The organism is Bradyrhizobium niftali, from assembly GCF_004571025.1.
Lineage (GTDB): Bacteria > Pseudomonadota > Alphaproteobacteria > Rhizobiales > Xanthobacteraceae > Bradyrhizobium > Bradyrhizobium niftali.
The window spans coordinates 156,011-175,927 of the sequence record NZ_SPQT01000020.1; the positions used below are offsets into that span (position 1 = coordinate 156,011).

At 65.9% G+C, this 19,917-nt stretch carries 21 protein-coding genes; 4 read left to right on the top strand and 17 right to left on the bottom strand.

Features of this window, described 5'->3' with window-relative positions; all coding sequences use genetic code 11:
- Positions 1 to 13 precede the first annotated feature (13 nt).
- The 8 genes from E4K65_RS29910 to E4K65_RS29945 are packed head-to-tail and all read right to left on the bottom strand — an operon-like array spanning position 14 to position 7,810.
- Positions 14 to 1,135, bottom strand: a complete 1,122-nt coding sequence (locus E4K65_RS29910; RefSeq protein WP_135177182.1) for an NAD(P)/FAD-dependent oxidoreductase — start codon at positions 1,133 to 1,135, stop codon at positions 14 to 16.
- Positions 1,132 to 2,550: an FAD/NAD(P)-dependent oxidoreductase gene (locus E4K65_RS29915; protein ID WP_135177183.1), complete on the bottom strand. Its 1,419-nt coding sequence runs from the start codon at positions 2,548 to 2,550 to the stop codon at positions 1,132 to 1,134. Before E4K65_RS29915 ends, E4K65_RS29910 begins: the two co-directional genes overlap by 4 nt.
- Complete coding sequence (locus E4K65_RS29920) at positions 2,547 to 2,843, bottom strand: (2Fe-2S)-binding protein (protein WP_018641635.1); 297 nt, start codon at positions 2,841 to 2,843, stop codon at positions 2,547 to 2,549. Before E4K65_RS29920 ends, E4K65_RS29915 begins: the two co-directional genes overlap by 4 nt.
- 27 nt (positions 2,844 to 2,870) lie before the next feature.
- Positions 2,871 to 4,007 (bottom strand): NAD(P)/FAD-dependent oxidoreductase, encoded by a 1,137-nt coding sequence (locus E4K65_RS29925; RefSeq protein ID WP_135177184.1) that lies wholly within the window; start codon positions 4,005 to 4,007, stop codon positions 2,871 to 2,873.
- Between the two features lie 8 nt (positions 4,008 to 4,015).
- The gene (locus tag E4K65_RS29930) at positions 4,016 to 4,822 is read right to left on the bottom strand and encodes an ABC transporter permease (protein WP_011089929.1); all 807 of its coding nucleotides are present in this window, start codon (positions 4,820 to 4,822) and stop codon (positions 4,016 to 4,018) included.
- A complete protein-coding gene (locus tag E4K65_RS29935; protein ID WP_011089930.1) occupies positions 4,819 to 5,718 on the bottom strand; it encodes an ABC transporter permease in 900 nt (299 codons plus the stop codon). Before E4K65_RS29935 ends, E4K65_RS29930 begins: the two co-directional genes overlap by 4 nt.
- The gene (locus tag E4K65_RS29940; RefSeq protein ID WP_167771260.1) at positions 5,715 to 6,752 is read right to left on the bottom strand and encodes an ABC transporter ATP-binding protein; all 1,038 of its coding nucleotides are present in this window, start codon (positions 6,750 to 6,752) and stop codon (positions 5,715 to 5,717) included. The genes E4K65_RS29935 and E4K65_RS29940 overlap by 4 nt, the downstream gene beginning before the upstream one ends.
- 23 nt (positions 6,753 to 6,775) lie before the next feature.
- Positions 6,776 to 7,810, bottom strand: a complete 1,035-nt coding sequence (locus E4K65_RS29945; RefSeq protein WP_135177186.1) for an ABC transporter substrate-binding protein — start codon at positions 7,808 to 7,810, stop codon at positions 6,776 to 6,778.
- 272 nt (positions 7,811 to 8,082) lie between these two features.
- Between E4K65_RS29945 and E4K65_RS29950 the strand changes: the two genes are divergently transcribed.
- Positions 8,083 to 8,982, top strand: coding sequence for a LysR substrate-binding domain-containing protein (locus E4K65_RS29950; protein ID WP_135177187.1), 900 nt, complete (start codon positions 8,083 to 8,085; stop codon positions 8,980 to 8,982).
- Positions 8,983 to 8,990: 8 nt separating this feature from the next.
- Here the strand turns inward: E4K65_RS29950 and E4K65_RS29955 are convergent, their stop codons facing one another.
- The 9 genes from E4K65_RS29955 to E4K65_RS29995 all read right to left on the bottom strand — a co-directional run bounded on the left by E4K65_RS29955 (position 8,991) and on the right by E4K65_RS29995 (position 17,803).
- Positions 8,991 to 10,364: an amidohydrolase family protein gene (locus E4K65_RS29955; protein ID WP_135177188.1), complete on the bottom strand. Its 1,374-nt coding sequence runs from the start codon at positions 10,362 to 10,364 to the stop codon at positions 8,991 to 8,993.
- On the bottom strand, positions 10,361 to 11,944 hold the full coding sequence (locus tag E4K65_RS29960) for an ABC transporter substrate-binding protein (RefSeq protein WP_135177189.1): 1,584 nt from the start codon (positions 11,942 to 11,944) through the stop codon (positions 10,361 to 10,363). The genes E4K65_RS29955 and E4K65_RS29960 overlap by 4 nt, the downstream gene beginning before the upstream one ends.
- A 22-nt stretch (positions 11,945 to 11,966) precedes the next feature.
- Positions 11,967 to 12,623 (bottom strand): aspartate/glutamate racemase family protein, encoded by a 657-nt coding sequence (locus E4K65_RS29965; RefSeq protein ID WP_135177190.1) that lies wholly within the window; start codon positions 12,621 to 12,623, stop codon positions 11,967 to 11,969.
- 8 nt (positions 12,624 to 12,631) lie between these two features.
- Positions 12,632 to 13,516, bottom strand: a complete 885-nt coding sequence (locus E4K65_RS29970; protein WP_135177191.1) for a polysaccharide deacetylase family protein — start codon at positions 13,514 to 13,516, stop codon at positions 12,632 to 12,634.
- Entirely contained in the window at positions 13,503 to 14,318 is an 816-nt protein-coding gene (locus tag E4K65_RS29975) for an ABC transporter substrate-binding protein (protein WP_167771261.1), read from the bottom strand. Before E4K65_RS29975 ends, E4K65_RS29970 begins: the two co-directional genes overlap by 14 nt.
- Before the next feature lie 16 nt (positions 14,319 to 14,334).
- A complete protein-coding gene (locus tag E4K65_RS29980) occupies positions 14,335 to 15,099 on the bottom strand; it encodes an amino acid ABC transporter ATP-binding protein (RefSeq protein ID WP_135177193.1) in 765 nt (254 codons plus the stop codon).
- Positions 15,096 to 15,953, bottom strand: coding sequence for an amino acid ABC transporter permease (locus E4K65_RS29985; protein ID WP_167771262.1), 858 nt, complete (start codon positions 15,951 to 15,953; stop codon positions 15,096 to 15,098). Before E4K65_RS29985 ends, E4K65_RS29980 begins: the two co-directional genes overlap by 4 nt.
- Entirely contained in the window at positions 15,950 to 16,777 is an 828-nt protein-coding gene (locus tag E4K65_RS29990) for an ABC transporter substrate-binding protein (protein ID WP_135177195.1), read from the bottom strand. The genes E4K65_RS29985 and E4K65_RS29990 overlap by 4 nt, the downstream gene beginning before the upstream one ends.
- Positions 16,778 to 16,846: 69 nt before the next feature.
- Positions 16,847 to 17,803, bottom strand: coding sequence for an N-carbamoyl-D-amino-acid hydrolase (locus E4K65_RS29995; protein ID WP_135177196.1), 957 nt, complete (start codon positions 17,801 to 17,803; stop codon positions 16,847 to 16,849).
- 151 nt (positions 17,804 to 17,954) lie between these two features.
- On the opposite strand from E4K65_RS29995, the gene E4K65_RS30000 reads away from it, so the two are divergent.
- The 3 genes from E4K65_RS30000 to E4K65_RS30010 all read left to right on the top strand — a co-directional run.
- Positions 17,955 to 18,881, top strand: coding sequence for a LysR family transcriptional regulator (locus E4K65_RS30000; protein WP_135177197.1), 927 nt, complete (start codon positions 17,955 to 17,957; stop codon positions 18,879 to 18,881).
- A gap of 29 nt (positions 18,882 to 18,910) precedes the next feature.
- The gene (locus E4K65_RS30005) at positions 18,911 to 19,630 is read left to right on the top strand and encodes a type 1 glutamine amidotransferase (RefSeq protein WP_135177198.1); all 720 of its coding nucleotides are present in this window, start codon (positions 18,911 to 18,913) and stop codon (positions 19,628 to 19,630) included.
- Positions 19,631 to 19,708: 78 nt separating this feature from the next.
- The coding region (locus tag E4K65_RS30010) for a transposase (protein ID WP_135177066.1) at positions 19,709 to 19,917 on the top strand (209 nt) is incomplete at its 3' end.

The following is a 19,917-nucleotide window of genomic DNA, read 5'->3' on the forward strand; positions in this document are numbered from 1 at the left end:
TGTCCTCTTGTTGCTAGAGCGTGGAAGGGTGGAAGCGGTCGATGCCGAGATCGCCGATGCGGGTCTGGGTGCCGCCGTTGACGATCAGCTCCGCCATCACGGCGCCGGCACCGGGGCCGAGCTGAAAACCGTGCAGCGAGAAGCCGAACTGGTGGTAAAGGCCCTTGTGCCGCGAACTCGGCCCGAACACGGGGATGTCGTCCTTCATCTTGGCCTCGATGCCGGCCCAGGCACGGACGATCGTCGCGCTGCGCATCACCGGAAACAGCTCGAACACGGTGCGCGCGCTGATCGCAAGGCTCTTCCAGTCCAGCACCGTCTCGTTGCGGTCCTGATAGGGCGTTGCCAGATGCCCGCCGCCGATCAGCACGGTGCCGTTCTTGAATTGCTTGAAGGAGAGCTTTCGGCCACGCAGGATCACGACGGGATCGATGAAGTGCGGCACGCGCGAGGTGATCATCAGCATCGGCGCCACGGTTTCGACCGGCACCGGCTCGCCGAGCGCAGCCGCGATTGTCCCGGCCCAGGCGCCGGCAGCGTTGACCAGCACCGGCGCGGCATAGGTGTCGGAGCCCACATCGACATACCAGAGGCCGTCGCTGTAGCGGATGTTGCTGGCCGCCACGCCCTCGCGCACGGTCGCGCCGAGCTGTTCGGCCTTGCGCCGGAACGCGGTCGTCGTTTGCGCAGGATTGGCCGCCCCGTCGCGGCGCGAGACCACGCCGCCGGGACAGCTGTCGGCCACCGCGGGCACCAGCCGCCGCAATTCGGTGGCGTCGATCAGCTCCTCATGGGTGAAGCCGAGCGCGTTCAGCTCGGCGACGCGCGCGCGGCAGACCGCAAGCTCGTCCTCGTTTTCCGCGACCAGCACCTGGCCGTGGCTCTCGAAACTGCAATCATCGTCGAGGAGATCGGCGATCTTCTCCCAGATTCCCATCGAACGGATCGAGAGCGGGATTTCGGGGACGTGCCGCGCAAGCTGGCGCACGCCGCCGGCATTGACGCCGGAAGCATGCCGGCCAGCATAGTCCTTTTCGATCAGCACCGGCTTCAGGCCGGCAAGGCACAGATGCAGCGTGGTCGAGCATCCGTGGATGCCGCCGCCGACGACGATCGCATCCACGTTCTCAGTCATCCGCGCACCACCGCCTTGACGTCGTCTTCGCTCTTCGGGACGGCGGCGAGCTCAGCGAGCGTGATCGGCTTCACCGGCGCACGCAGCCGGTAATAGCCGATCTCCTGCGGGCTCTTTCCGCGGGCCTGCGCCATCAGCTCGGTGACGGTGAGGCCGCAGAGCCGGCCCTGGCACGGGCCCATGCCGGTGCGGCGATAGGCCTTGAGCTGGTTCGGCCCGGTCGCGCCGATCGCGACGGAGTCGAGAACGTCCTTTGCCGTCACCTCTTCGCAGCGACAGACGATGGTGTCGCCTGAGGGAATGCGGAACTGCGGCGCCGGGCGGAACAGCGTGTCGAGGAAAATGCGGCCGCGTTGGGCCTTGGCGAGATCGGCGCGGAGAGTCGCCATTGCCGGAAGCTTCGCAGCAGCCGCGGGCGCCAACGCCTCCACCGCCGCGCGCGCCGCGATGCGGCCACGGACCACGGCGGCATTGGCACCACCGATACCGGCGCCGTCGCCGGCGATCGCGATGCCCGCGACCGACGATGAACCGTTCGCATCGAGCACCGGCGACCAGCACAATTGCAGCTCGTCCCAGCGATGCTCGACGCCGGCCGCCATCGCCAGATTGACGTTGGGCACGACGCCCTGATGCAGCAGCAGGAGATCGGCGGGAAGCGTCTCGCGCTTGCCGCCGGCGACATAGCTCACATTCGCAAGCTGGCCGTCACCCGACGCGGAGAGCTCGGTGACGCCGGAGACGACCTGCACCTTCGCCTTCACCTCACGCATCATCGACAGGCCCTTGGCGAAATAGGGCGAGGTCAGGAAGGCGAAGGCATGGGGGAGCGCGGCGAAATAATTGCCGCGCTCGGTGGTGTCGAGGATGCGGTCGATGCGGCCGCCAAGCCGCAAAATCTGCGCGGCGAGCAGCCAGAGCAGCGGCCCCTGCCCCGCGATCACCGTGCGACCATCGGGCACCAGCGCCGATGATTTCAGCATGGTCTGCGCAGCGCCGGCGGTCATCACGCCCGGCAGCGTCCAGCCCGGAATCGGGAACGGCCGCTCCAGCGCGCCGGTCGCCAGGATCACGCGCTTTGCCTTGACGAAGGCCGAGGCGCCGCCGACGGAAATGGCGATGTCGAGGTTGCGATCGAGGCTCCAGACCGTGGCACGCTGGATGACTTCGGCATTGCTCGCACGCAGCGACTGCACGAGATCGGCGCCGACCCAGTAGTCGGCACCGAGCTGACTACGTTCAGTCACCGGCGTCGAAGCGATTGCGCGAAACACCTGGCCGCCGGGGCCGATATTCTCGTCGAGCAGCAGCGTGGACAGGCCGGCTTCGGCGGATATCGCAGCGGCGGCGAGGCCGGCGGGTCCGGCGCCAATCACCACCACATCGTAATCTTCGTGCTTGGGAGCCACAGTCATCTTCCGATCTCCCGCTTGCCCTTCTGGATCTCGATCTGCATGCCCTCGGCGACGGGCACGAGGCAGCCCTGACGGTTGCCGACGCCGTCGATGGTGACGAGGCAGTCGAAGCACACGCCCATCATGCAGTAAGGCAGACGCGGCGCGCCGCTCACCGCGGTGGAACGCCGTGCATCCTGGCCGGAGGCCAGCAGCGCAGCGGAGACGGTATCGCCCTGACGCGCCGCGACGGCAACGCCGTCGACGAAGATCTGCACTTGCGGGCGTTTGTCCTGTTCGGATCGTCTAAACATGGGATGCCTCTTGGCTCCTTGATATCTCTAGTAGCCGCTATTGTTGGCTGCGCCAGCGCCGCCAAAACGGCTGGCCGAGAACGCGCCGACCAGCTCCAGCTCGAGCGCGCCCTGCGCCACCATGCGCGCGATCTCGAAGGCGTGGTTGGAGGCGAGCGTCACGCCGGAATGGCAGCAGGCGACGAAGGCGCCGGGATGGGTCTCCGACTGGTCGTAGATCGGAAAGCCGTCCTGCGGCATGACGCGGATGCCGGCCCAACTTCTGATAACGTTGAGCCGCGACAGATGCGGGAACATGCGCTGCGCGCGGTCGGTCATCACCGCGCTGATCGAATGCTTCAGCGCGCGATCGTCCAGCTCGTCCTCCTTGCTGTCGCCGATCATCACCGTCCCCTCGTCGGTCTGGCGGATCGTGGTCAGCGGGTGCGGCAGAAACGGCATGGTGCGCTCGGTCACCACGATCTGGCCGCGGGTCGGGCCCATCGGCGCGTAGAGGCCGACCATCGGCGCCAGCGTCTGGTTGGCATTGCCCGCGGCGAGCACGATTTTGGCGGCACGAAGCTCGCCCTTCGGCGTGGTCAGGCGGAATTCGCCGCCGCTCTTGCTGATCGCCGAAACCGGTTGCTCCGGAAGATAATCGATGCCGAACGCCCTGAAGCCGGTGTGGAAGGCGCGGAACGTGCGCAGCGAATTGACGTGGCCGTCGAGCGGGCAATAGCTGCCGCCGGAAACTTCCGGCCCGATCAGCGGCAGCGCCTTCTTCACTTCGGACGCCGGCAGCATCTCCATCCTGTAGTCGGCGGCGCCGACCTGGTTGTGCATGCGCTTGACCAGTTCGGCGCGCTGGCCGAACTCATCCTCACCGAGCGTGAGGTGAAAGCCGCCGTTCTGCTGGAGCGAGACATCGAGGCCGGTCTGTTGCTTCAGCTCGGAGGCAAGCCGGCCCCATGCCTGCGACGCCTGCACGGTCCACACCGTATAGGCCGGCATGCCCAGGCCCTTGCTCTGCACCCAGACCAGCGCGAAATTCGCGCGTGAGGCGCGCTTGGTGATGTCGCCTTCGTCGAGCACGGCGACCTTCTTGCCGAGTCGGCCGAGGCCCCAGGCAATGGCGGAGCCGAGCAACCCGCCGCCGACGACGGCGACGTCGTATTCTCCTGACATGAGTTCTCCTATCGTCCCGTATCGCCCTTGCCGGCGAGCACACGGTCGAGCCCGTAGAAGCGGTCGAGCAGAATGAGGGCGGTCATGGTGATCGCGATCACGCAGGCCGAGACCGACGTCACCAGCGGATCGATGTTGTCCTGGATATAAAGGAACATGCGCACCGGCAACGTTTCGGTACCGGGCGCCGCGAGGAAGACGGTCATGGTCAGATCGTCGAAGGACTGGATGAAGGCGAGCGCCCAGCCACTGATGACGCCGGGCAGGATCAGCGGCAAGGTCACGCGCCGGAACAGCGTCCAGCCACCGGCGCCGAGCGAGACCGCCGCCATCTCGACCGAGAGGTCCATGCCTGTCGCGGCCGCCAGCGTCAGCCGCAGCGCGAACGGAAACACGATGATGACATGCGCGATGATCAGCGCCGCAAAGCTGCCGCCGAGGCCCGCGGAGGTAAAGAAACGCAGGAAGGCGATGCCGAGCACGACATGCGGGATCATCAGCGGCGACAGGAAGAGGGCTGCGAGCGCGTCACGGCCGCGGAAGCGATAGCGCGCGATCGCAAGCGCCGCGGGCACCGCGAACAACAGCGCCACCAAGGACGACAGCGCGCCGAGCCCGAGGCTGACCCAGAAGGCGTGGATGAATTCGGGATAGTTCGCGATGGTCCTGAACCAGCGCAGCGAGAAGCCGTTGGTCGGCAGCGACAGGAAGCCTTCCGGCGTGAAGGCGACGAGGCAGACCACCAGGATCGGCGCCACCATGACGATGACGAAGACGGTGTGGAAGATCAGTGCCAGCGGGCCGTTCCGTCTCATCGGAACACCTCCGCATAGCGCCGCTCGATCAGGGCGTTGCTGCCGACCACGATCAAGACCAGCGCAACCAGCAGCAGCGTGGCGACCGCCGCACCGAGCGGCCAGTTCAGCGTGTTCAGGAACTCGTCATAGGCCAGCGTCGCCGCGACCTTGAGCCGGCGGCCGCCGATGATCGCGGGCGTCGCAAAGGCGCTGGCCGAGAGCGAGAACACGATGATCGCTCCCGACAGCACGCCCGGCATGATCTGCGGCATGATGATGCGGCGAATCGTGGTGATCGGACCTGCGCCAAGCGACATCGCGGCGTTCTCGATCTGCGGATCGAGCCGCTGAAGCGCAGCCCACACCGACAGCACCATGAACGGCATCATCACATGCGCGAGCGCGATCACCATACCGGTCTCGGTGAACATGAAGGGAATCGGTGCACGGATCAGCCCGGCCGACATCAGGAGCTTGTTGACGAGCCCGTTGTTGCCGCCGAACAGCAGCGCCCAGCCGAGCGTGCGCGCCACCACCGAGATCAGCAGCGGTCCGAGGATGACGAGCAGGAAGAAGCTCTTCCAGCGTCCGCTCATGCGGTTGAGGATGTAGGCCTCGGGCGCGCCCAACAATGCGGTGAGCAGCGTCGTCAGGATCGCGATGCGAAACGTCCGCCAGAACATTTCGGCGTAATAGGGATCGGTCGCGATCTCGTGCCAGTTCTTGAGGATGAAGACCGGCTCGATGCCCTTGTACTGACCCCAATCGTGGAACGACAGCATCACGGTCATCGCCAGCGGAATCAGCAGCACGCCGACGAACAGCATCAAGGCAGGGGCGGAGAGTACCCATGGCGCGCGTGCGATGCGCGCATCGGCGGCCCCCGGCGGAGCCGTGTCTGCGACCGCGCTCATGCGGCGGCTCCGCGAACGCTCATGTCCTCAGGCCGCCAGGCGAGACGAACGGCCTCGCCTTCGGCCGGCTGCGCCTTGCCGTCATTCTGGCGGATCACGATCGCCGGGCCGCATTCGCTGTCGCACTGGAACAGCCAGTGATTGCCCTGGAAGATGCGCGTGACGATCTTTGCGCCAAGGCCGGCGTCGCCAAAACCGATTCTTTCAGGGCGAATGCTGACGGTGACGGGGCCACTGAGGCCCGCCGGCGCCGGCGCGCTCCAGGAGCCCGCCACCACGCGCGCGGGCGTCGCGGTCCGGTCGATCGTCGCCGCAAAGTCGTTGGTCTTGCCGAGGAATTGCGAGACGAAGGCCGAGGCCGGCCGCTCATAGGTCTCCTGCGGCGTGCCGATCTGCTCGATCTTGCCCTGGCTCATCACCACGATGCGGTCGGACAGCGACATCGCCTCGTTCTGGTCGTGCGTGACCAGGATCGTGGTGGTGCCGATGGTGCGCTGGATCTGGCGCAGCTCGATCTGCATCTCCTCGCGCAGTTTTGCATCGAGGTTCGACAGCGGCTCATCGAGCAGCAGCACGCTCGGCTTGATCACCAGCGCACGCGCCAGCGCCACACGCTGTTGCTGGCCACCGGACATGCGGCGCGGATGACGATCCTCGTAGCCGGCAAGGCCGACCATCGCGAGCGCGGCACGGACGCGCTCGGCCCTTTCAGCGCGCGGCACCTTGCGCATCTCGAGGCCGAAGGCGACGTTCTCCGCCGCGGTCATGTGCGGAAACAGCGCGTAGCTCTGGAACACGATGCCGAGGCCGCGCTTGGCCGGATGGATCGCGGTCAGGTCCTTGCCCTCCAGCCGGATCGCGCCGCGCGTGGGATCGAGGAAGCCCGCGATCATCTGCAGGGTCGTGGTCTTGCCGCAGCCGGACGGGCCGAGGAAGGAGATGAACTCCCCCTTCCCCACCGACAGGCTGAAGTCATCGACCACAGTCTGCACTCCGAACTGCTTGGCGACCCGATCGAGCTCGAGATAGGCCATGACGCTGTCTCCGCCGCGAACGATCAGCGTTCGACCTCGCGATTCCAACGCTTGGTCCACTCCTCACGCTTCTCGTTGATCACCGTCCAGTCCGGATTATAGAGCTTCGCCGCGCGCTCGCCGATCGGCGCCATCTTGCCGAGCTCCGGCGGGATCACCAGCGATTTCAGCACCGGGCCATAGCCGTAATCCTTGAGCATCACGAGCTGGATCTTGGGATCGAGCAGCATCTTGACGAAGCTGGACGCGAGCGGCGAGGCGTTCGGCTTGGTGATCGGGCAGGCGGTCGTCAGCAGCGTCGCCGCGCCTTCCTTCGGATAGACGAAGTCAACGGGGAAGCCGGTGTTGGCGAAGCTCTGCACGCGGCCGGTGCCCCACACCGCGATCACGGCCTGACCGGACTGGAACAGCTCGGTCATCTTGCCCGGCGACGGCTCATAGGCGAGCACGTTCGGATTGATCTGCTCCTTGAAGATCTTGAAGCCGGAATCGACGTTGGTCTCGCCGCCGCCGTTCATCTTCGACAGCATCACCAGCGCTTCGAGGCCGTAGGTGTTGTTGATCGGCGGGATCACCAGCTGCTTGGCGTATTTCGTGTCCTTCAGGTCATTCCACGAGGTCGGCGGCGCCCAGCCTTTCTCGGCAAACACCTTGGTGTTGTACATCAGGCCGGTCGCGACGATGCCGATCGCAACGGCGCGATCGTCCTTGAAGCGGGCGGTGTCGTAGAGATCGGCCGGCAGGCCGTCGAGCTTGCCGCAGAAGCCGAGCTGGATCGCCTGGTACATCGGGCCGTCGTCGACGATGGCGACGTCGATCTGCTGGTTGCCCTTCTGCGCCTGGAGCTTGGCCAGCGTGTCGGTGGAGTTGCCGGCGACGTATTCGACCTTGACGCCGTTCTCCTTCTCGAAGGCCGGGATCACCTCGTCGCGGATGGTCTTCTCGAACGAGCCGCCGTAACCGGCGACATAGAGCGTTTTCTGCTGGGCCGAGGCGGCCGAAATGCCGGCGGCGAGCGCCGCGATGCTGACCGCTGTCAGAAGGCGAAGAGTCTTCATGTGGTCCGATCTCCATACCGGAATGAGGTGACGTGCCGACAAATCTCCGGCCGAAGCGCCTTCCGCATTTCCTTCCGCGCAAATCCTCCCCGATCAGGGCTCCGGCCCCTGTTCGGCGGATTTTGGCGCGATCTGGAGGGTTGAACCCCTCCAATCTGCCGAAAAAGCGGGCTGTCTCCAGTCCTGATGAAAAAGATCGCAAACCCGAGCTTCCATCGTCCAATGAATAATGGCACCCTCTGCATGCCCAAATGTTATGAATGGAATCCTGGATGGTACGGATCAATTCGCGGCAGGTGGAGGCCTTCCGCGCGACGATGCTGACCGGCAGCGTGACCGAGGCGGCGGCGCTGATGACCGTGACGCAGCCGGCGGTCAGCCGGTTGCTGCGCGACCTCCAGGCGCTGTTGAAGATGGAGTTGTTCGAACGGCGGGGCACCGGCCTCGTGCCGACCGCCGCGGCGATGGCGCTCTATACCGAAGTGGAGCGCTCCTTCGTCGGACTCGAACGCATCACCGCAGCGGCGGAAGAAATCCGCGGCCGCCGCACCGGCTCATTGCGAATTGCAGCACTGCCAGCGCTGTCGAACGGCTATCTGCCACGGCTTACCGGTCACTTTCTGAAGGAGCGGCCGAACCTCAACCTTGCCTTCTTCGGCGTGATCTCGCCGATCGTGGTCGACTGGGTGCTGAACAATCAGTGCGACGTCGGCTTTGCCGAGGTGCCGATCGCGCATTCCGGCCTGCCGAGCCAAAGGCTGCCAGCGCCGGCGCGCGTCGCGGTGCTGCCGACCGGTCACCGCCTCACGGAGAAGGAAGTGCTGGAGCCGCGCGACTTCGAGGGCGAGACGTTCATCTCGCTGTCTGCGGGGTCGTCGAGCCGGCACCTGGTCGACCAGGTTTTCCATCGCCACGATGTCCGCCGCGTGCTCAGGGTCGAGACCACGCTGTCGGAGATCATGTGCGGCATGGTGTCGTCAGGCCTTGGCGTCGCCATCTGCGATCCCTTCACCGCGCAGGAATTTTCCACCCGCGGCGTCGTCGTGCGCCGCTTCCTGCCGCGCATCGACTTCGAATTCTCCGCGGTCTTTCCGGCGCAGCGCAGCCCCTCGCCGGTGGCGCTGGATCTGGTCGAGACCATGCGCAAGTCGCTCGCGGAGTTTGAGGATTAGAATGGCGCTCAGCCGTTGAACGCGGCCTGCGCCTCCGGCAGGTCCCAGATCTTGCCGATCGCGGCGGTGCCTGCCGCCGTAATCGCAGCCTCGTCAGCGCCGAGATAGCGGGCGGCATCGACCAGCACGCGACCGTCGACCATGACTTGGTCGATATTGGCGCGGTTGGCGAGCGCGATCAGCGCGCGACGCGGGTCGAACAGCGGCTGGAGATGCGGGTGGGTGAGATCGACCACGGTGAGGTCGGCGGTCGCGCCCGGCTCGATCCGGCCGAGGTCCGGCCGCTTGATGACGTCGGCGGCCACGGCCGTGTTCGCCTCGATCAGCTCCGGTGAATTGGCGACATCGGCGCGCTGGGACGTGATCTTGGAGATCAGCGAGGCGGCATTGAGCTCGCCGAGCAGATCCATGTTGTAACCGTCGGTGCCGACCACGGTGCGCACACCGTGCTCCGCGAACCGGCTGAACGCCGCGGTGACGCCGGCGCGCGCGAACACGCGCGGGCAATTCAGAACGGTCATGCCGCGCGCGGCCATCAGCTTGAGGTCGTCGTCGGTGCTGAACATGCAATGCGCCGCCATGAGATCGGGCGCGAGCAGGCCAAGCCAGTCCAGATATTGCGCCGGCGTGCGGCCGCCATAGCGCTTGCCGATGGTCTCGACCTCGGCACGGCTCTGCGCCATATGCGTCGTGATGGGAACGCCGAGCTCGCGCGCCCGCGCCGCGCAGGCCTTGAGCAGATCGGGGCCGCAGGTGTCGGTGGCGTGCGGGCTCATCGCAAGGCTGATGCGGCCGTCGCCACGATTGTTCCAGCGTTGATAGAGCGCATCCCAGGTCGCCATGTCGGCGGTGCCGTCATCGCCGGAATATTGCACGACGCCGTCCGGCCCCGCCTTGGCGTCGGAGGTGGAGAAGAGGTATGGCGCGCCATAGAAGCGGATGCCCATCTCTTCCGCGGCGTCGAACATCTCGGGGATCGAATTGCGGAACGGCTCCATCACCGTGGTGGCGCCGCCCTTCAGCAGCTGGAGGATGCCGAGCCGGGCCACTGCCATGCGCTCCTCCGCCGACAGGATATCGGCGCCGCGCTTGGTCAGCGGCAGCAGCACCGTGTAAACGATGCTCTGGTTGTTCTTGCGGCCGTTGCCGTCCTCGCTGTGGCTGCGCGCCACCGCTTCGGAGAAGCAGTGGTTGTGCAGGTTCAACAGGCCCGGCAGCACGAAGCGGCCGGGGCGATCGTAAGTTCGATCAGCGCTCGGCTTGTCGCGCGTGACCGCGGCGATCCTTTTGCCTTCAACCAGGACCCAATGGTCGCGCAGCACGTCCTGCGCGCCGTCTTTCCGTGACAGCAGATAGCTGCCGAAGATTGCGATCGTGCTCATGCGGGGCGTACGTTCCAGAAGACGGCGGTGCCGTCGAGAATGCCGGTGATGGCCTTGCGATAGGCGGTCGGCTGCTTGTACAGGCCGATCGGAATATAGGGGATTTCCTCGAATGCCACCGCCTGGATCTGGCGGCAGATGCGCTGCTGCTCGGCAAGTTCGGAGGCCGCCAGCCACTGGCTGCGCAACGCCCCCATCTTCTCGCTCGCATACCAGCCGGCGACCTTGCCCTCGCCGCGGATGTTGGTGTTGCCGGCCGGATTGAGCCAGTCGATGCCCTGCCAGTTGCCGACCGCAGCACTCCAGCCACCCTGCCCGATCGGCTCCTTCTTGAGCTGGCGCTGCAACACGACGGCGAAATCGAGCCCGGCATATTCGACGTTCATGCCGGCCTTGCGCAAGCTGTCGACCGCGATCTCGCCGAGCGGCTTCTGCGCGAGCGAGTTGGTGGGGACGAGCAGCACGATCTTCTCGCCATTGTACCCGCCAGCCTTCAGATCCGCCTTCACCTTGGCGTAGTCGCGCGGGCCGCGGAACACGTCGAGACCGACCTCGCTGGCCATGGGCGTCCCCGGCGCGAAGTAGCCGATCGGCGACACCTGGAAGGCCGGATCGGTGCCGGCGACCGCGGTCATGAAGGCGGACTGGTCGATCGCACCCAGCAGCGCGCGGCGGATCGCGGGATTGTCGAACGGCGGCTGGAGATGATTGAGGCGCAGCATGCAGGCATAGCCTCTGGGATCGAGGATGCGCGTGTCGATGTCGCCGGCCGCCTTGATCACCGGCAACAGGTCGTGCGGCGTGGTTTCCTGCCAGTCCTGCTCGCCGGTCTGGAGCGCAGCGACGCCGGTGCCGGCATCGGGCGTCGTGGTCCAGACCACGCGGTCGTAATGTACGATCTTCGGTCCCGCCGTCCAATCCGGCTTGCCGTCGGTGCGCGGCTGGTAGCGCTCGAACTTGGCGTAGGCATTGCGCGCGCCCTGCACGCGCTCGTCGGCGAGATAGCGGAACGGGCCGCTGCCGATGACTTCGGTCAGCGGCTTGAACGGATCCTGGCTCGCCAGCCGCTCCGGCATCATGAAGCACGCATTGATCGCGGCTTTGCCGAGCGCCTGCGGCAACAGCGGGAACGAACGCTTGAGACGAAAGCGGATGGTGCGGTCGTCGGCGGCCGAGAGCTCGGCGGTCGCCTCCATCAGCTCGCCGCCAAAGCCGTCGCGCGCCGCCCAGCGGCGGATGCTCGCAACGCAGTCGCGGGCGAGCACGCGCTCGCCGTCATGCCAGAACAGGCCGTCACGCAAGCTGAGATCCCATTGCAGCCCGTCACTGGAGATGACATGGCCCGACAGCATCTGCGGCGAGACCTGGAGCGAGGAGCTCATGCCGTAGAGCGTGTCGTAGACCATGAAGCCATGGTTTCGCGACACCTGCGCGGTCGAATAGATAGGATCGACAAAAGCGAGATCGATGACGGGAATGAAGCGCAGCGTGCTCTGGGATTCAGCACGGACGATGCCCGGTAGCGAAAGCGCCGGCATGGCAGCGGCGGCCTTGAGGAGCGAGCGGCGGGAGATGGGCATTACAAGAGGCTCCTGACGGATCTTACGTATTCAACAAGACCGCGCCGATCGCAGCCGCAACCGCCTGCTGCGCCGGCTCGACCACGGGTACACCGATTGCGTCGGCAATCGCCGCGCGATGCGAGGCCATGCCGGCGCAGCCCATCACCACGACATCGGCGCGGCACTGCGTGACCAGCGCGCGGCCGGCGTCGATCAACCGGCCGCGGATGTCGGCGCCTGCCGTCTCCGCCGCGCTCGCGCCGACCGACCAGCTTCCGGCATAGCGGCTGTCGACGCCCATCACCCGCGCCATGCGCTGCTGGCGGCGGATGCTCGACGGCGACAGCGCGATGATTCCAAAACGCTCGCCGAGCATCAGCGCGCGAAAGATGCCGCATTCGGCGATGCCCAACACCGGACGGCCGCCGGCGGCCTCGCGCACCGCATGCAGGCCGGGATCGCTGAAGCAGGCGAGTACGAAGGCATCCGCATGGTCGCGCGCGACGCGATTGACCAGCGGCATGACCACGCTGTCGGCATCGCGCTGCGAGCTGATGCCGGGCGGCCCCTCGGCAAGGCCGACCACCTCGATATCAGGTCCGCCGGCGATGCGCAGCGGCGCGACCGCGTCGTCGATCGCCGCCGTCACCGACGCCGAGGAGTTGGGGTTGATGACGAGGATGCGGCGGCGGGTCATGGCTTGGCTCAACGGTTGCCGGCCTCGTGGCGCAGGAAGTTGGCCGCGATCTTCTCGCCGGTCGTGATCCAGACGTCCGGGCAGGACTTCGCGTAGGTCAGGAATTCGCGCAGCAGGCGCAGCCGCATCGGACGGCCGCTGCATTGCGGATGCAGCACGGTCGTCACCATCGCGCCCCAGTCGCGCACCTCGTCCAGCTCGTCCTTCCACAGCGAGAGCACGTGCTCCTTGGGAAAGATCGAGCGCGGGCTGAAGCGCGCGGACAGGCCGTGCATCCAGTCGTCATAGCTCGCGGTCACCGGCAGCTCGATGGTGCCCGGCTTGCCGTCGGCGAGGCGATGGCGGTAGGGCCTGACGTCGTCGCGGAACGAGGAGGTGTAGACGATGCCGTGCCGCACCAGCGCGACGCGCAGCTCCTCGGTGAACTCGCCGTAAGGCGCGCGATAGCCGGTCGGCTTGACGCCGAGGCGGCGCTTCAGCGCCTCGAAGCCGCGCTCCAGCTCCTCCTCGATCCAGGGATCGCCGGGATCGGGCAAGAGATGGTGATAGCCATGATGGCCGATCTCATGACCGGCCTTGAGAATGGACTCCGCCATCGCCGGATGCGCGTCGACCGACCAGCCCGTGACGAAGAAGGTCGCCTTGAGATCGAGCTGGTCGAGCAGCTCCAGAAGTTTCGGCGTGCCGACGCGGGCCTCGTAGCCGCCATAGCTCATGGTGATGAGCCGCTGCGCATGCACGGCGTCCTTGCTGGTCCAGGCGCTCTCCGCGTCCACGTCGAACGACAGGAACATCGCCGACTTGTACGGCTGCGGCCAGGGATAGTCCGGCGCGGGATCCGCGGTGTTGGCCGGAACGAGCGGAATGCTCTTGAGTGCCTTACTGTCCAGCATTGATGGTCGCCTTCTCTAGTCCGTTGTCGTTGAGTTTCCACTTGGCAAGCAGGGTACGATACGTGCCGTCGGCGATCAGCGCATCGACCGCCTCGAGAATGGCCTGCTGAAGTGCCTTTTCCTTGACCGGCAGTGCGATGCCCGTGAACTGCGTAGCGAACGGATCGCCGACCGGCGCATAGGTGCCCGGCTCGAGGTCCATCAGATAGGGCAGCGTCTCGTTGCCCTGCACGGCGGCGTCGATACGGCCCTGCCTGAGCTGCGTGCGCGCATCTGCCGAGCCATCCGTACCGACGAACTGGATCGGATTGCTGGCGCAGTTCTTCTGGCTCCACTTGTCGATCTCGGCCGGAAACATGGTCCGGCGGCTGGCGCCGACCTTCTTGCCGCATAGCGCAGCCATGTCCTTGAACTCGGACGCACGGGACTGCTGTACGAAGAATTTTGGACCACTGCGCAGATAATCGACGAAGGACGCGATCTCGTGCCGGCTCGCATAGTCGGTGAAGCCGGACAGAATGGCATCCACCCGCCCCGTCGAAATCGACGGCATGAATTCGGCAAAGCTGGTCTCGGTCCATTCGATCTTGACGCCGAGCTTGCGGCCGATCGCCTCGCCGAGATCGACGTCGAATCCGGACAGCGCGTTGGTGGCGGGATCGCGGAACTCCATCGGCGGATAGTTCGGTACCAGCGCCACCTTGAGACTGCCGCGCTTGACGATCTCCGCCGGCAGCTCGATCGCCATCACCGATGCGCTCATGGCACCCAAGAACGCCGCCGCAACCAAAAGCCTCTTCATCACCACACCCCCAATGTCAGATCACAGCCGAAAGAAATGCCTTGGTACGCTCCTCGCGCGGCGCACCCAACACGTCGGAGGCGCGCCCCTGCTCGACGATCGCGCCCTGGTCCATGTAGACGACGCGGTCGGCGACCTCGCGCGCGAAGCCGAGCTCATGCGTCACCACCATCATGGTCATGCCGCTCTTCGCCAGCTCCTTCATCACCGCAAGCACCTCGCCGACGAGCTCGGGATCGAGCGCGCTGGTCGGCTCGTCGAACAGCATCAGCATCGGCTTCATGGCGAGCGCCCGCGCGATGGCGACGCGCTGCTGCTGGCCGCCGGAGAGCTGCGCCGGATATGAATCGGCCTTGGCCGCAAGCCCGACGCGACGAAGCAGCTCGAGCGCCTCGGCACGCACCTCGTCAGATTTGCGTCCCTGAACCTGCGTCGGGCCTTCGGTGATGTTCTCCAGCGCGGTCTTGTGCGGAAACAGATTGAAGCGCTGGAACACCATGCCGGTCTTCAGCCGCTGCCGCCCGATCTCCCGTTCGCCGAGGCGATGAAGCCGTCCGCCCTGCTCGCGCACGCCCAGGAGCTCGCCGTCGAGCCAGATGCCGCCACTGTCGATCGCGGCGAGCTGGTTGATGCAGCGAAGCAGCGTTGTCTTGCCCGAGCCGGAAGCGCCGATCAGGCACATCACCTCGCCGGGCCAGACGTCGAGCGAGACGCTCTTGAGAGCCTGAAACTCTCCAAAATTCTTGCTGACGGAGCGGATCGCAACGAGGGGTTTTGTCATCGCGCAAGCCGCAATGTGCCGCGTGCAAAACGGCGTTCGAGCAGCATCTGGAGCGGGGTCAGGATCGAGACCACGAGCAGGTACCAGAGCCCGGCGACGATCAGCAGCTCGATGACGCGGGAATTGGCGTAGTAGATATTTTCGGCGTTGTGCAGCAATTCCGGATACTGGATGACGCTCGCGAGCGAGGTCGCCTTCACCATGCCGATGAACTCGTTGCCGAGCGGCGGGATCACCACGCGCATCGCCTGCGGCAGCACGATCCGCCGCAGCGCGCGCAGCCGTCCCATGCCGATCGCCTGCGCGGCCTCATATTGCCCGATATCGACCGACAGCATGCCGGCGCGCATCACTTCGGAGGTGTAGGCGCCCTGATTGATGCCGAGCCCGAGCAGCGCGGCGAGAAACGGGGTCATGACGTCGACGGCGCGCGCACTCCACAGCCCCGGAATGCCGATGGTCGGAAACACCAGCGCGAGGTTGAACCACAGCAGCAGTTGCAGGATCAGCGGCGTGCCGCGGAACAGCCAGGTGTAGCCGGCGGCCACCGTCTTCAGCACCGGATTGGGCGACAGCCGCATGATCGCCACGACGATGCCGAGCACGATGCCGAGCGCCATCGCCAGCGCCGCCATCACCATGGTGTTGACGATGCCTTCGAGGATGACCTTCACAGTCAGGAAGCGGCTAACATAGGACCACTCGATCTGACCGTTCGCAAAGGCGCGCGCAATCGCCGCCAGCACGAGGACGATCAGGGCGGCGCTGAACCAGCGAAACCAGTGCGGCTCGCGCGCGACCCGCATCCCCGACAGATCAGGGAAACCCCCCGCGAGTGCCGGCGCCGGCTTCATTGCGGCGCCGCGTTCAGCATGGGCTGGGCGACCGCATTCGCGCCAAGGCCCCATTTGTCGAGAATGGCCTTGTAGGCGCCGTCGGCGATCATTGCGGTGAGCTTCTCGGTCACCACCTCGCGCAGGGCCGAATCGTCCTTGCGGATCATGATGCCTTGATAGCCCTTGGCGAAGGCCTCGCCGACAATGCGGTATTTGCCGGGCTCTTGTGTCTGCGCATAAGGCAGCGTCTCGCTGCCCTGCACGGCGGCGTCGATGCGGCCCTGCTTGAGCTGGTTGCGCACGTCGATCGAGTTCTCGCCCGGCACGTACTGGATCGCCGGCTTGCCGGCCGTCTCGCAATTCTGCTTGCTCCACTTCTCGATCTCGACCGGGAAGCTCGTGCTGCGCGTGGTGCCGACCTTCTTGCCGCAGAGATCCGTCGCGGCCTTCGCCTCGCTCTCCGCCATCACGAAGAACTGCGGGCCGGTCGCGAGATAATCGACGAAATCGGCGGTCTCGCGCCGCGAGGCGCGGTCCGAGATGCCGGAGATGATGAAATCGGCGCGCCTGGTCTGGAGCGACGGGATCAGCTCGGCGAACGGCGTCTCGCTCCAGACGATCTTGAGGCCGCCGAGCCGCTTGGCGAGCTCGTTGGCCAGATCGATATCGAGCCCGACCAGCTCGTTGGTCGCGGGATCACGATATTCCATCGGCGCGTAGGTCGAGTTGACCGTGAGCTTCAACGCGCCCGCCTGCTTGATCTCCGCCGGCAGTTCGGCGGCTTGCGCGGAGGCGACTGCGGCCAGTGCGGCAAGGCCGAGAGATAGCGAGAGGCGTGTCATGTCAGCTCCAATCTTTTCCTTTGCCGATCTTTCCCTTTTGACGACGCTTGCCAGCGCCGTGCCACCTGTTCAGTCCGCGTCGAGAACGGCCGGCTCGATGACGCCGGCGCGTTCGGTGATCACCCTGTATTGCTCGGGCCGCCGGTGGGCGGCGAAATTGAACATCTTGTCCTTGCCCTGGCGGCAGAGGTCGAGATCGATGTCGGCGACGATCACCTCGTCCGCGAGCGTCTGCGCCTGCGCGACGATGCGGCCGTTGGGATCGACGATGCAGGAGCCGCCGATCAGCCCGGAGCCGTCCTCCTCGCCCGCCTTCGCCACCGAGATCGCCCAGGTCGCGTTCATGTAGGCATTGGCCTGCGTCACCAGTGTCGAGTGGAAGGTGCGCAAGGCGCCGTCTTCGGTGGTGCCACCATTCGGATCGTAGGCCGCCGAATTGTAGCCGATGCAGACGAGCTCGACACCTTGCAGGCCGAGCACGCGCCAGGATTCCGGCCAGCGGCGATCGTTGCAGATCATCATGCCCATGATGGCGTGGGCCCAGGCCGATCCGGCGCGGAAGGCGGGAAAGCCGAGATCGCCATATTCGAAATAGCGCTTCTCCAGCTGCTGGTAGCGCGCGCCCGGGCGCGGCTCGACCGAGCCCGGCAGATGCACCTTGCGATAGCGGCCGAGAATCTCGCCGTCGCGATCGACCAGGATGGCGCAATTGTAGCGGCGGCCATCCGGCGTCAGCTCGGCATAGCCGACATAGAAGCCGACGCGCAGCGCACGCGCACGGTCGAACAGCTTCGCCACGGCCGGGTTCGGCATGCCGCGCTCGAAATAATGGTCGAGCGCCTGGCCTTCGAGCAGCCAGCGCGGAAAGAAAGTGGTGAAGGCAAGCTCCGGAAAGACCACGAGGCTGGCACCGCGGCCGGCGGCCTCCTCCAGCAGTGCAAGCATGCGCGCGAGCGTGTGCTCACGCGAGTCTGCTCTCTGCGTCGGGCCCATCTGGGCGGCGGCGGCGCGAAGGACACGAACCAAGATTGCCTCCAATCTGTGCGCAATGCTGCCTCAATGGGCGAATGAACCCTTTGATGCGACGTGCAAATCCGCTTCCATTACGCGGAAGCGGGGCTGCAAAATCAATTCGTTCTGTTATGATCTTTTGGCCCGGAGTATAACTGGCAGTGATATGAACCTGCGTCAGCTCGAGATCCTGCGCGCCGTCATCCGCCACCGCACCACGGTCGCGGCGGCGGACGAGCTGGCACTGTCGCAGCCCGCGGTCAGCAACGCGCTCAAGACGATGGAGGCGCAGGCGGGCTTTGCGCTGTTCGAGCGCGTCAACAACCGGCTGTTTCCGACTGCGGAAGCGATGGCGCTCTACAAGGAGAGCGAGGCGATCTTCGCGCTGCACGCAAAACTCGAGAACCGCGTGCGCGATCTGCGCGAGAACCGGTCCGGACATCTTGCGATCGTGGCAACCCCGCCGCTTGCCTACAGCATCATCCCGTCCGCGCTATCCAGCTTCCTGCGCCGCCGCCCGGAAACGCGCGTCTTCTTCGACGTGCGGCGCTACGAGGGCATCATCGAGGGCGTGCTCAGCCGTGTTGCCGAGCTCGGCTTCGCGCTCGGGCTGACGCATCATCCCGGCATCGCGCATGAGGTGGTGCACACCGGCGAGATGGTGTGCGTGCTGCCGCCGCAGCATCCGCTCGCCGACAGGCCCGCGATCTCGGCGGCGGATCTGTCCGGCCTGCCTTTCATCGGGCTCGAGCGCGGCACGCGGCTCGGCGAGGCCGTACGCGACAGCTTTGCCCGCGCCGGCGCGCCGTTCCAGCCGACGGTCGAGGTGCGCTACTGCAACACCGCCTGCGTGCTCGCCGCCGCCGGCGTAGGTGCCGCGGTAGTCGATCCGTTCTCGCCGCGGCAGAACGGCGGCAATGGCCTCGTCGTCCGGCCGTTCACGCCGACGACCCACGCGGTCGCCTACATGCTGTGGTCGGAAGCCGAGCCGCTGTCACGCCTCGCCAAGGCCTTTCTCAACGAGGTGCGGAAGGAGAGCGCGCTGCTGGAAAGCACAGCGCCGCACCAGCAACATGGGGCAGATAGCGACTGAGCTTCGCAACCTTTTACCTTGGGGGGCACATGGCACGCATCACCATCATCGAGACGGGACAAGTCCCGCAAAAATATCGCGAGCGCCACGGCTCGTTTCCCGACATGTTCGAGCGCATGGTCCGCGCCGAGGATCCAACAGCCTCGGTCGACGTGGTCAGCATCCCGAACGGTGACGCGCTTCCCGATCCTGGCAAGCTCGAAGCCGTGCTGATCACCGGCGCGGCCGCCGGCGTCTATGACGGGCTCGACTGGATCGCGCCGCTCGAGGACTTTGTCCGTCAAGCCTACGCCAGCAAGACGCCGATGGTCGGCGTCTGCTTCGGCCATCAACTGATTGCGCAGGCGCTCGGCGGCACCGTGCGCAAGTCCGAGAAGGGCTGGGGCATCGGCCGGCATGTCTATCAGGTGCTGCCGGAGAACGGCGTCGTCGAAGGCGACGCGGTCGCCATCGCCGCCTCGCATCAGGACCAGGTGATCGAGCCGCCGAACGAAGCGCTGACTATCCTCTCATCCGAGTTCACCCCGCATGCCGGCCTGCTCTACGCCAACGGCGCGACCTTGACCGTACAGCCGCATCCCGAGTTCGACGTGGAGTTTGCACAAGTGTGCTGCGAACTGCGCGACGGCAAGGCGCCGGAGGATGTCGTCGCCACGGCGCGCGCGTCGCTGGCGCAGCCGCTGGACAACGCAAAGCTCGGTGGGGCGATTACGCGGTTTCTGGCGCGCAAGTCCCTCCCCTCATCCTGAGAGCCTGACCGAAAAAGGTGAGCGGCTTTAGCGGGCCTGTGATTCCTTCGGATTTGCAAAGATTCGAGGGAGGACACCATGCCGTGGACCAAAGCCGCTCGTATCAAGTATCAGCGCAGTGGACTGCGTTACACAAGTGATCTGACCGATGCAGAGTGGGCGTTGATCGCCCGGAAGATGCCGCCGCGACGGCGATTGGGCCGGCCGCGGGAGGTTAATCTGCGCGAGATCGTGCAGGCGATCTTCTATATTCTGTCGAGCGGCTGCCAGTGGCGAGCCTTGCCGAA